The sequence below is a fragment of the Paenibacillus sp. W4I10 genome (assembly GCF_030816325.1).
GTDB lineage: Bacteria > Bacillota > Bacilli > Paenibacillales > Paenibacillaceae > Paenibacillus > Paenibacillus amylolyticus_B.
Genome location: NZ_JAUSXX010000001.1, coordinates 505,551 through 518,484 on the forward strand (window position 1 = coordinate 505,551; position 12,934 = coordinate 518,484).

10 protein-coding genes are annotated in these 12,934 nt (G+C 49.1%); 8 read left to right on the forward strand and 2 right to left on the reverse strand.

Going from position 1 to position 12,934, the window contains the following annotated elements:
- Positions 1-130 precede the first annotated feature (130 nt).
- Together QF049_RS02230 and glsA are read left to right on the forward strand one after the other, a co-directional pair.
- Positions 131-613, forward strand: a complete 483-nt coding sequence (locus tag QF049_RS02230; RefSeq protein WP_150364290.1) for a GNAT family N-acetyltransferase — start codon at positions 131-133, stop codon at positions 611-613.
- 142 nt (positions 614-755) lie between these two features.
- Entirely contained in the window at positions 756-1,697 is a 942-nt protein-coding gene (gene glsA, locus QF049_RS02235; RefSeq protein WP_307534520.1) for a glutaminase A, read from the forward strand.
- A 211-nt stretch (positions 1,698-1,908) separates the two neighbouring features.
- On the opposite strand, the gene QF049_RS02240 is transcribed toward glsA, so the two are convergent.
- Positions 1,909-2,250 carry a YolD-like family protein gene (locus QF049_RS02240; protein ID WP_307534522.1) on the reverse strand — a complete coding sequence of 114 codons (342 nt, stop codon included), beginning with the start codon at positions 2,248-2,250 and terminating at the stop codon, positions 1,909-1,911.
- Entirely contained in the window at positions 2,247-3,491 is a 1,245-nt protein-coding gene (locus QF049_RS02245; protein WP_307534524.1) for a DNA polymerase IV, read from the reverse strand. The genes QF049_RS02240 and QF049_RS02245 overlap by 4 nt, the downstream gene beginning before the upstream one ends.
- An 854-nt stretch (positions 3,492-4,345) precedes the next feature.
- On the opposite strand from QF049_RS02245, the gene QF049_RS02250 reads away from it, so the two are divergent.
- The 6 genes from QF049_RS02250 to QF049_RS02275 all read left to right on the forward strand — a co-directional run bounded on the left by QF049_RS02250 (position 4,346) and on the right by QF049_RS02275 (position 12,765).
- Positions 4,346-6,571 carry a hypothetical protein gene (locus QF049_RS02250; RefSeq protein ID WP_307534526.1) on the forward strand — a complete coding sequence of 742 codons (2,226 nt, stop codon included), beginning with the start codon at positions 4,346-4,348 and terminating at the stop codon, positions 6,569-6,571.
- Positions 6,572-6,597: 26 nt separating this feature from the next.
- Positions 6,598-7,806 (forward strand): HEAT repeat domain-containing protein, encoded by a 1,209-nt coding sequence (locus QF049_RS02255; RefSeq protein WP_307534529.1) that lies wholly within the window; start codon positions 6,598-6,600, stop codon positions 7,804-7,806.
- Positions 7,807-7,828: 22 nt separating this feature from the next.
- Positions 7,829-9,229, forward strand: coding sequence for a glycosyltransferase family 2 protein (locus tag QF049_RS02260; protein WP_017687480.1), 1,401 nt, complete (start codon positions 7,829-7,831; stop codon positions 9,227-9,229).
- A gap of 277 nt (positions 9,230-9,506) precedes the next feature.
- Positions 9,507-10,310: a response regulator transcription factor gene (locus QF049_RS02265; RefSeq protein ID WP_307534532.1), complete on the forward strand. Its 804-nt coding sequence runs from the start codon at positions 9,507-9,509 to the stop codon at positions 10,308-10,310.
- Positions 10,311-10,465: 155 nt separating this feature from the next.
- Entirely contained in the window at positions 10,466-11,833 is a 1,368-nt protein-coding gene (locus QF049_RS02270; protein WP_307534534.1) for a nucleotide sugar dehydrogenase, read from the forward strand.
- Between the two features lie 8 nt (positions 11,834-11,841).
- The gene (locus QF049_RS02275) at positions 11,842-12,765 is read left to right on the forward strand and encodes a hypothetical protein (RefSeq protein WP_307534536.1); all 924 of its coding nucleotides are present in this window, start codon (positions 11,842-11,844) and stop codon (positions 12,763-12,765) included.
- The last annotated feature ends 169 nt before the right edge of the window (positions 12,766-12,934 follow it).

Below are 12,934 nucleotides of genomic sequence, written 5' to 3' on the forward strand. Positions count from 1 at the left end.
TTGGCCTATCGGACCATCTGGCTGCCTGCAAGCGTGGTGCCTTGTGTGCATTCCATCATTCGCATCTGTTATACTCTAGGTGAATTCAACAAGACTAAGACCAAGTTATGTACCCCAGAGGAGGCATATCATGAAGTTCATTAAATACACACAACCTGATTTTGATGATTATTATGCATTGGTTTCCAATATGGAAGTAATGAAACAGATTACAGAACGTGCACTACCGGAGCAAGAGGCGAGAACGCAATTTGAGTCCATGCTGGAGTTTAATGAGCGTTCCACTTGCGGACATTACCGGGTATTTAGTGAAGATGGTGCCGGTGTGGCGTATGCCAAATTGATTCCGGATCAGGAGGACCCGACCAAGGCTGAGATAGGTTACATGATCCTGCCTGAACATTGGGGCAAAGGTCAAGGCACATCCATAGCGTCACGGTTGATTATTCAGGCACAAGCCGCAGGGATTGGATCACTTTATGCAGTTATCGATCCGGCTAACGCTGCTTCCCGCCGGATCTTGACCAGACAGAACTTTGTATCCACCTGGACAGGTGATTACGATGGTCTTCCTGGTGAGATTTTAGAGTTGAATCTTCAAATGAAGCGGTAAAGGAACTGTTCTTATGGTAATCAGATAATATAGGGCATCTTGCATGAGATGGCTGGAACTCATTATCATCATGGTACATGGGTTCACCATACACATTTCATGCAAGATGCTTGCTTATATAGAGATGTGGAGGAGATGACATATGAGCAATTCAACCATGGAACGTCTGAATGCATTACTGCCGGAGTGGCTGGAGACCAGTCGTTTGCACACCGGGCAGGGTAAGGTGGCTTCTTATATCCCGGAGCTTGTCAAAGCCTCTCAGGATGAGCTCGGTATACATATCATGGACGCCGAAGGGAACCATGTGTCGGCAGGGGACTGCGGTGTCCCATTTACGATGCAAAGTATCTCCAAAGTATTTACCCTTATTCTGGCCCTGATGGATCATGGGGAAGAAGCGGTTTTCTTTAATGTAGGAAAAGAACCGACAGGCGACGATTACGATTCGATGATCAAGCTTGAACTAGTTGAACCCGGAATTCCGTTTAATCCCTTGATTAATGCGGGTGCGATTACGGTGTCCTCTCTAATTGCAGGTGACTGCAAAGAGGAGAAATCACGGCGCATTCTGGAGTTTTTTCGCAAACTGGCGAATAATGATCAGCTGGGCTATAACGAAGAGGTATTCCAGTCCGAATCGGAGAGTGGTCACCTGAACCGTTCGCTTGGTTATTTCCTGAAGCATAATGGTGTGATCAAGGATGACGTGGAAGATGTACTTGCCGTGTATTTCCGACATTGCTCTATTGAAGTTACCTGTACTGATCTGGCACGAATGTCACTCGTTCTGGCTTATGATGGAACAGATCCGATTACGGGCAACGAACTTATTCCCCGTCGTTATGTACAGATTGCCAAAACCTTCATGACGACCTGTGGTATGTACAATGCGTCAGGCGAATTTGCAATCGAGGTTGGTTTGCCCGCCAAGAGTGGTGTATCCGGAGGGATATTGACCCTTGTACCGGGTCAATTCGGCATTGGTCTTGTGGGCCCTGCTCTGAATCGCAAAGGCAACAGTATTGCCGGCGTGCATCTGCTCGAGCGTCTGTCCAAGGAATTCGACTGGAGCTTTTTCTAAAAAGTTTTCGAAAAAAGTTATACCCTTATATGTAGCCGATGAATCACGTATCCGATATTTTGCTTCTTTTGAACGAAGTGAATGGTCCGGGTATGTCTCGTCGGCTGCTTTTGGTGTTCATCAGGATGTGTAGGAAGGCAGTCCTGCATGGCAACGGCTATGCTGCATCTATCATGGAACATCCACAACATCGGGGTGGGTATATATCCCTTCATTCATTGGCAAGCGCCACATCCGTAATGAGATTCATCTGAATATCCCGGGACCCGTCTTCCATCAGCAGTTTGAGGGTACGGGCAGGACGGTCCAGCCGAAGCACCTGCCCCGTGTAACGGATATCGTCATGTTCGTGAAACAACGTAATGGTAACGATATCTCCAAGCATCATCGAGTTGCTGAGCAAACGGGACATTACTTCCGCGGCCTGGGCATCCAGAGATGGGCGGGTACGAGGAGCAAGTTGTTCCTGATGAAGAATGTAGGCTTCCCGGTGTTCGGGGAGCATCATGCGTGAGGACTCAAAGATACCGTTTTGCTGCAATTTTTTACTCATTTATAATGACCTCCAATTTTATGAGAACGTTCATGGGCTTGCGCGGACGAGCAGAGGGAGGATGCCCGCATGATGGCGGTATCTCCGTACCTGCGCTTGATATCATCCGTGGCACGTTCCAATTCTCTTTTACGTTCGCGGTCATCAAACCAGGACAGCTGCACTTCAGAATCGGGTACAAGTCCGGTCAATGACACGCTGATGCGGCGGATGGGTAATCCGTCCCAATGGCGCAGGAACAGAGCTGCTGCCGCATCGTATACTTCATCCGTAATGTTGGTGGGTTCATTCACCTTTATCTGGCGGGAGAAACCGGTTGGCCGATCATAATCCTGTCCGCGACATCCAACCGAGACCACATGGCCCATGAGTGATTTGTCCCGGGAACGTCGACTGACGAGTTCCGCCAGTTCAAGCAGTACCACTTTGATATCTTCCCAGGAGTCATAGTCCCGGGGCAGCGTCATCTGATGTCCGATCCCCTGCTGTTGATGAGCATAGGTCCCGGGTTTGACCGGGGAATCGTCAATACCGCGGGCGATACGCCACAGTACCTCGCCATTCACACCCCAACGTTCTCTCAGACGGGATAGCGGAGTCTGAGCCAGATCACCGATCGTATGAACCCCCATCTTGTAGAGATGCTGCGCCATGCGGGAACCCACCATGAACATGTCTCGCACAGGTTTTTTCCAGATGGTGGACGGCAGATCTCTGCGGGGCAGTGTGCAGATGCCACCAGGGACTTTTTTGGCATATAGATCACAGGCCATCTTGCTAACGACCTTGGTATCACTAATGCCGATCCGAATGTACACACCCGTCTCTTCCATTACCCTCGATTGAATGCTGCGCGCAATCGTCTCGGGACTGCCGAACAGTTCCAGGCTTCCGGTGACATCGAGAAACTGTTCGTCAATACTATAGGGTTCTACCAGATCTGTGTACGACTGAAGGATACGCGTAATATGAAGGGACACCCGAATGTACTCGGCCATCCGGGGGCGCACAACAACAACATCCGGACATTTGGCGAGCGCTTCGCCCAGTCGTTCTGCTGTCGTAATTCCATAGGACTTGGCGATTGGACAGGCCGCAAGAATAATACCCGAACGGCGAGCAGGATCTCCCGCGACAACGAGGGGGCGGTCCTTGTATTCGGGGTGTGCAGACTTCTCCACACTGGCATAGAATGACTGGCAGTCTGCCAACATGATGACACGTCTGTCCTGGCGGGGCATAAGACTTCTCTCCTTATTCGTGATGCTAAGCTCTTCTGTTGAGCATCAATTATCTTCATTTGAACATCGGTAATTAACAGTTTATTTACAGTATGGAACAAGTGTTCTTGTTTTATAAGCATATCTGACAATTCGAAATGCAGCAACCGGAATTATTTTGCAAATTGGACACAATTATTGGTTAGCTATATTAGAGGCAGAAATTAGGAAATAAGATGTGCTTTTTTACATTTAATGTGAGAGATCCGTGACCTCTGGGTGATGACCGGGCGTTCATTTGGGTTTTTGTAAAAGGGTTATAAATGGGCACAGTCCTATAGAGGGGGACTGATGTCCTTTTTTGATTTTCTGCATATTTCAGAAAACCTTGATGTGACGCGGAATATCGCTGATGCGTTATCGGACTATAGTATCAATTTTGTAATCTTTATGGTTAATACTGTAAAATAGTCCGCAACTTTAAAATATAACTCGCGTTTAATGGGGTATGTGTTCAAACGGCAAACCTTGCCTGGACCCGCGTTGCACATAACATTAAAGGTTCCAGAAGTGCAAGATCAGCAGGCATCGAACCCATGCGATTCCCGCAGATATTAGTGTTTGTGAATCAGACGTATCGTGGAGGCTTCCGGGTGTTAATTGATGGCGTTTTTTACGAATTATGGGCAGAATGTTCCATTTCATGTTTGCTTCCATCAGCCTAGTTACAAATGCAGAGGCTTAGCGCTATAGTGAGAACACACCGCTGACATCTCTACCAAGCGGACATCCGAAGCGGAATGATTCATAAACTTCATGTTGGACCATTCGATGTTGAAGCAGGATGATATTAGAGAGGTGAGCAATCTAAAGACATGAGCAGACAAAGACGAAGACGCTGGCTATTAACGGTGTTGACAGGAGCAGTGGTGGTAACCGGTGGGATATTTGCCGGATGGCACTATATGCAACCCAAGCTCGTTACGTACACAGCGGAGAACGGCACGGAGATGAAATTCAAGACCGATGGAGACCGGTTCATGGAATACGGGCCGGATGGAACGTGGAGGGAGATGTTCGTCAAAGGTGTCAACCTGGGCGCAACTTCACCGGGGCATTACCCGGGAGAATTCCCGCTGACCAAAGAGGATTACTTGCGGTGGTTCCAGCAGATCGAGGATCTGGGAGCCAATGTAATCCGGGTATACACGGTTCACGAACCGATTTTTTACTCCGCATTGGTCGAATATAATCGCGGCCGGGAGCAACCGTTATATTTTATACAGGGCATATGGTCACCTGAAGAAGAGCTGATTGAGAAGCAGGATGCCTATGAGGCCCATATTGAGCAGACGTTCAAGCAGGAGATTGAAAAGGCCGTATCTGCTGTCTATGGCGATGCGGACATTCCTGCCAAGCAGGGAGAGTCCAGCGGCAAATACAAGACGAATGCAGGAAAATACCTGATGGCCTGGCATGTGGGGACGGAATGGGACCCGGCGATGGTAGACAATACAAACGCGAAACATTCAGACGTGCCGCAGTACAAGGGAGTTCATTTCTCGGCGAGTCCAGAAGCGTCACCGTTCGAGAACTGGCTCGCAGAGCTGCTGGATCATACGGCGGTTCTGGAGAAGAAATACGGATGGGAGCATCCGATGACCTTCACCAACTGGGTAACCACCGATGTGCTGGATCATCCCGGCGAGCCGCTGTATGAAGAGGATCTTGTCAGTGTGGATGCCCGTCATATTCAGCCGGAGGCGTGGCAGGGAGGTTATTTTGCAGCCTACCATGTGTACCCGTATTACCCGGACCTGTTCCATATCGATAAAACGCTCCAAACGATCAAGGATGAGAACGGTGAGTACAACACGTACAAAAGTTATCTGCGCAAACTCAAAGCCGAGTTTTCCGATATGCCTGTAATGATTACAGAGTATGGTGTACCCTCGTCTCTTGGTATTTCCCATCTGGGTATGGGCGGCCGGAATCAGGGTGGACATAACGAAGTGCAGCAGGGAGACATTGACGCGTCACTGACGCAGGATATCTATGATGAAGGATACTCGGGAGCGATTGTGTTCATGTGGCAGGATGAATGGTTCAAAAAAACATGGAACACAATGCCACTGGAAATCCCGGCTGATCGCCGTGCATATTGGCTGAATGTGCTGACAAACGAGAAAATGTTTGGTCTGCTTGCCATGGACCCCGGTAAACAGGAACAGTTGACCATCGACGGATCACTGGATGACTGGGATGATCTGAAGGATGGAGAGGTCACGACCTGGCAGGGCCAAGTGGACGGCATTCAGGAAATGAAGATGACCCATGATGAAGCCTATCTGTATATCGGGCTGACCCTGGATCAACCGTTTGACCCGGATAAGACAGTGCTGCGAATTGGGACCGATACACTTGCTGGAGGCAGTCAACCTGATAAGTTACTCCCGGGCCGGACACTCAGTGATGGTCTTGAGGCGGTGATTACACTGGGGCAGGATGAAGAATCTCAGGTGGAGATCGCCAAGGATTATGACTTTAATCAGCGTCTGTATGGCAAGGATGGATACGACATGCTACCAGATCAGCAGTCAGACTCCACAGATCCGTTCCACCCATGGAATCTGGCAGTCAGCCTGAGAATGACACCGCCGGATACCCGATCTGCTCATCCATTCATGAATGAAAAGGTCGGAACATTGAAGCGGGGAACGACGGCTCCCGGTCAGCCCGATACGGATTCATTAACGGCATGGCAGTATAACGGCAATCAGGTGGAGATGCGAATTCCCTGGATGCTGCTCGGGTTCGGTGATCCGAGTTCGCTGCAAGCGATCGACTATGGACCGCTCAAGAATGGACGTGAGTTCTCTACAGTTGCTGTGGAAGGCGTTGCCCTCATTCCGTGGTTAACGGACCGCGCCACGAAGAAAGTATCTTGGCCTGGGGGTGAACAGACGACCTTGGATCTGAAGACATTGCCGGTATATAGCTGGCAGCCTTGGGAGCAGGTGCAGTATAGTGAACGCCTGAAGCTAAGCTACGAAAAAATGAAGAAGATCTATGAAAAAATTCCTAGTTTTCAGATCGAATAAATGAGTATAAAGGAGGACCTTTTCACATGTTTCCAAGTTTGGCTTTGGCCTATCTGTTTTTGTACATCTGTATCGCACTTGTTGTTGTAGGCGTCATCGTATTGTTTGCCATGAAAATGTCCCACAATGGCAAACGACGCAAGACGGCGTTTTATGAATTGAAGCAGCGTGACTACTTCACCTATCTGCAAACAGCCTTGACTGAGAATAGTCCACTCAAATTGCCACCAGGCAAACTGGCTCCGCTGGAACGCAGAGTCATTCAGGACAGACTGATTGAATGGATCGACCAGTTTAAGGGTGAGTATCGCGACAAATTAATCGCACTGTGCCGTGAAGCAGGATTCGTAGAGCATGATCTGAAGGAACTGGGCCGTCTGCGTTACGGTCGCCAGATTGATGCGGCTTATCGCTTGGGTGGCATGCGTTGTCCCGAAGCCGTTCCGGGTTTGATGGAATTGCTTAAGGATGAGAAGCCGGGCCCGATGGCCATTATGATTGGTCGTTCCATCTCCAGATGTACGACCCGACAAGGTGAACTGAAAGACATGCTCGCGTTGCTGTTAACCAAAGGTAAGTCCATTCATCATCTGGCAGCAGATATTCTGCTCGAAACGAGTCTGGATACGAGCAGAATTCTAATCGAATTGCTGGAAGACCCAAATCCTGATTTTGTCAAAGTCGGACTGGTTGCCATGTGGGGACAGGCTGTACCTGAAGTGATGCCTGCACTCGACAGACTGGTAGGCGCAGAACATCAGGATGTACGTGCCGAAGCAGTGAAGCTGTATCTTAGCGCAAGTCCGGCACTGCGGGATGAGACAATTCTGAAGCTGATTCAGGACACTGACCCGGAAGTTCGTGCCGAAGTGGTGCAAGCGCTCGGTTCGAAGCATGCATCGGGTAGCATTCCATTGCTGCGCAAAGCGTTGCGGGATGAAGACTGGAGAGTTCGTTATAACAGTGCGGAGAGTTTGAGCAAGCTCGGCGAACCGGGATTCGAAGCGCTGTGTCAGGCTGCGGTGCAAGGTACAGTTGCTGAGCGCGAGATTGCGATGCAGCAGATTGAGAGTACCATGCAGCACACGAGAACCGATGACAGAGCTGTAGAGCAGATGATTGCACATAACAAAAAAAGACTGCTGTACGATCGCTATTTTGGCCCTATACGAGAGAACAGAACCAGCAAGAAACGTACAGGTGTCGCTACGGTAGGAGGGGATTACACTGCTTAGGGATCTACTATTAATCTACGGTATGGTCGCAATCTACTATGTTGTTTTTGTAAATACGCTCTATTTTTCCATTCTGGCCTTATCGTTCCGTAACATCTGGACGATCTTCCGGCGGTCGCATTATTCCAAATACAATACATTGTCAGGCTCGGAACTGGTACCTTCCGTTTCTCTGCTGGTACCGGCATACAACGAGGAACTGACGATTATTGAAAATGTGAACTGCCTGATGACGCTGAATTATCCAACGTATGAAGTCATTGTTGTGAATGATGGCTCCAGTGATGCCACGTTGAATATCCTGTTGGAAGAATATCGTTTGAAGCCAGTACCCAATACGAAGATTCGGGGCAAGATCGCCTGTCAGAAAATTCGCGGGATCTACCATAATCCAGAGTTTCCTGATCTGTATGTCATTGACAAGGAAAACGGCGGTAAGGCCGATTCCCTCAATGCCGGGATCAACCTGTCCCATTATCCGTTGATCTCTTCCATCGATGCCGATTCTTTGCTGGAGAAGGATGCCCTGATCCGCATGGCACGCATGTATATGGAGAATCCGGAAGAGACGGTAGCCATCGGTGGAGATGTAAGGATCGCTAATGGCTGCAAAATTGAAAACGGGGCAGTGCAAGATGTATCACTGCCACGCAAGATCTGGCCCATGTTCCAGTCGATTGAATATCTCAAAGCCTTCCTGGGCGGACGGATTGGCTGGAGTCACATGAACGGTCTGATCATTGTCTCCGGTGCCTTCGGCATGTTCCGTAAGGACGCTGTAATCGCCGTAGGTGGATACCGGGATGGTTATCCTGGGGAAGACATGAACATCATCATCAAACTTCACCGTTACATGCTGGAAAACAAATTGAAGTATCGCGTTGCCTTCTGCCCTGAGGCCGTATGCTGGACGCAGGCACCGGATTCCTACCGAATTTTGTCCAGTCAGCGCAAGCGCTGGGGCCGCGGGAATCTGAAGAACATGATTGAGAATCGCGGCATGTTGTTCAATCCGAAATACAAAGTCATGGGTATGGTGACCATGCCATATAACGTCCTTTTTGAAGCGCTGAACCCGTATTTCCGGATTACCGGACTTCTGGCTCTCGCTGGATATGTCCTTCTGGATATGACGCAATGGCCGATTCTGGTTCTGTTCGGACTGCTGAACTTCGTGAGTGGTTATCTGTTGAGTGTAGGCGCACTTGTCCTGGAGGAGATTGCTTTCAAGCGTTACAACAAGCTCTCCGATCTGGTCAAAATGCTGGTCTACTCCGCGCTGAAATTCGTGGGCTACCATCAGCTCGGCGTACTGTGGAGATTGCAGGGACATGTGCAGTTCATGCAAAACAACAACTCATGGGGTACCATGACACGCCAAAGCTGGTCCGAGGATGAGAAGAAAACAAGCGAAGCCGCTTAAGTACAGAATAATCAAAGCAATTATATGTCCAACTAGACATTTACACGATAACGGAGAGGGCAGAAAAAGCCTGAAGAAGCGAAGCGTGCGCCTAAAAGCTTTCTGAAAGAAAGCTGCATCGAAAGCATACGCTTATCCCCGGATTTCTCCTTGTTAAAAGGAATCAAAAAAATCTGGGGATAACAGCGATCAAAAGGTTGTTCTGTCATCGGAGTGTCAGTGTAAATAACATTTTTTGGACATGTATAGATAATCGAGGAGAAGGGTGGAAAAGAACATGCCAAATACGGCGACATTGCAGCGTGAGGCTGCCGTTAATGTGTACCGAAGTGTAGAACAGGGATTGAAGGAAACGGGTGCCGAGACATGCGGCTTAATGTTCATCCATTGTGCAGGAAATTCTCAACCTGAGCAGCAGGTCAGGGCACATCTGGAACAGACGAGCGGGACAGCCTTCCAGGTGTGGAAGGATGGGGCCACTCAGGCGATTGCCGTCCTGCTGCCAGGGTTGTCACTGGATGAAGTTCATTATGAAGGACTTCGGATCAAGCATGAACTGCAAGAGACCGTTCCCGGTGCCGATCCACAGATTACACTGGCCAGTTTCCCGGAAGGGGAGCGCCCTTCGAAGGCAACTATTCAGCATATGGCTGAGTCCTCGAAGCTCGTAGATTCGTCGGAGATTCATATCTACACACTGGACAATACGGCGGACGAGCCGGAACGCATTTTGATTGTGGATAACGATCCTACGGTACGCGAGTTCCTGCAATTGCGGTTGAAGATGCAGGGATACGAAACCTATGAAGCCGTCGATGGACTGGCTGCACTGGAGCTGATCGAGAAAGTTACACCGGACCTGGTGCTCACCGAGCTGAATCTGTATGGCATCGACGGTCTGCCGTTCATCCATCATATCCAAAATCTGGAGATGGAGCAGCCACCCAAAATTGTCGTGTTGACCGAGCAACGTGTCGAGCAGACGATCAGTCAATGCTTCCGCAGCGGAGTCGATGATTACATGACCAAACCGTTCTCGCCTGTAGAGCTGGATGCCCGAATCAGACGCTGCCTGCATTAGAAGACAGCTTGGAACAACTGATTGTGTGAAGTGCCAAGTAAGATATTTTTCTACACTATGAATCAGATAGATTAGAGCAACATTTAGAGCACAGACACTCATCTATTTATATGGATTTTAAGCACCACCAAAATACACTGCCCGGAGGGAATATCATGGAGAATCAACAATTCCACACATTACTGAATGCGATTGAAAATAAAGAAGCTGTACTCGGCGTTGTCGGGCTCGGTTACGTAGGACTTCCACTTGCCGTGGAAATGGTCAATCAAGGTTTCACGGTAATCGGAATTGATCTGGATGCGTCCAAAGTAGACAGTATCTATCAAGGAGATTCCTATATTCACGATATTTCGTCCGATGAGTTGAAAAAAGTAATGCAAAGCGGCCGTTTCCAACCAACGACAGATTACAGTATGCTGCGCGTGATCGACGCACTCAGTATCTGCGTACCGACACCGCTTAGTGAGAATCAGGACCCGGATACGTCTTACATCGAGACCGTTGTGGATCAGATCAAACTGCATATGAAACCAGGCATGCTGATTACCTTGGAGAGCACCACTTATCCGGGTACTACCGAAGAATTGATTCAGCAGAAGCTGGACAAGATCGGACATGAAGCAGGTAAAGACTATTTCCTCTGCTTCTCGCCTGAACGTGTGGACCCGTCCAACGGACGTTTCACAACATTTAATACGCCGAAAGTGATCGGGGGCACAACTGAAGCCTGCCTGAAACTTGGAACAGCGTTATATAGCAAATATGTAGAAACCGTAGTACCGGTATCTTCGCCAAAAGTGGCTGAGATGTCCAAACTGCTGGAGAACACATTCCGCAGTGTGAACATTGCCTTTGTGAATGAAATGGCGATGATGTGTGACCGCATGGGAATCGATATCTGGGAAGTTATTGACGCTGCGGCGACGAAACCATTTGGTTTCATGCCATTCTATCCAGGGCCAGGCATCGGTGGACACTGCATTCCGCTTGATCCGATGTACCTGTCATGGAAGGCCAAAGGTTTCCGTTTCTATAGCAAATTCATTGAGCTGGCGCAATCTACCAATGACAACATGCCATATTATGTATTGAACAAAACGTCAACGATTCTGAACGAATACGCGAAATCCGTACGTAAATCAAATATTCTGCTCCTTGGCATGTCGTACAAACCAAATATTGCCGATCTGCGTGAATCACCAGGACTGGAAGTATATGAACTGTTCAAGGAAAGTGGAGCTAACGTTAGCTACTACGATCCACATGCGGATTCCTTCCAAGACAAGCATGGCGAGACCGTACACAGCGAAGTGTTCAATCTGGAGCAGTTCAAAAAGTACGATTGCATCGTGCTGATCACCAACCACAGCGATTTGCCTTACTTTGATATTGCCGAGATGGGTGTGCCGATTCTGGATACACGTAATGCGTTCCGTTCGTACACACATCCGCATATCTACAAGATTGGTCACTCGGTGCAGCATCCTGTGCTTGAGCCAAGTGAAGCGTTGCTCGTCTGAGGAAATATATGAGGCAACGGGGCAAACTGGTGGGTATGGCGAAATGGGCCATTCTGGCTGTGGTGTTGTGCCTGCTGCTTCTGTCCTGGATGTTCAAATGGTTCTCGGCGGAGGAACACAAAGCGACTTGGCTGTGGGACGCGTCCATTATTGCAGAACAAACGCCTGAGATTATTGCTTTTTCCAAAGAACAGGGCGTGGATACCATCTTCCTGCAAATCCAGGATGAGGTGCCTGATGCAACATATCGCAAATTCATTGCGGCTGCAGGGCAGGCTGAGATTGAAGTGCATGGACTTAACGGTCATGCAGACTGGGCCTATGAGGAAAAGCGGGATGAAGGGCTTGCTTTTATCGAGCGAGTACGGGCATATAATGCAGCTTCCACCAAGAATGAACGCTTCGAAGGCATTCAACTGGATGTGGAGCCGTATCAGCTGAAGCGCTGGGAGAACGAGGAGAGCAGCGTCATTGCAGAGTGGCAGAACAACATGAAGGCCTGGACAAAAGCCGGCGAGGATGCCGGACTGTACATGAGCGCTGCCATTCCGTTCTGGCTTGATGCCCGTCAGTCGGCTGAAGGTGAGGGTACATTCAGTCGCTGGGTGATCTCCCACTTCGATGCGGTGGCCATTATGGCTTACCGGGACAGTGGGCAGCAGATGTATGATCTGTCCAAGGAAGAACTGGACGAAGCGGATGATCTCGGCAAGAAAGTCTGGATCGGAGCGGAACTCGCGGATACACACGAGGGGGATCACCTGACCTTTTTCCGTAAACCGGTTAGCAATATGAATGAAGAGATGGAGAAGGTGTTTGACCTCGGTTCCTCTCATTCTTCTTTTGCAGGTGTGGCTGTGCATCATTATGAAGCATGGTATGCGAAGAAGAACGGTATTCCACTTGCGCGCAAGAATGAGGAGAAGGAATAGCGTTAGTTCAACGTAAAAAGTTCCTGGTTTCGAGTACGTGCGTCAAGACTATAGTATAGAAAGAAGGCAAGTCCCGGGTAGATGGGGCTTGCCTTCTTTGGTGACGGATTTCGTAATGGGTTTTGCAGCACTAGGATGTGCAGGATATGAAACTCAGGAGTCCATTGTA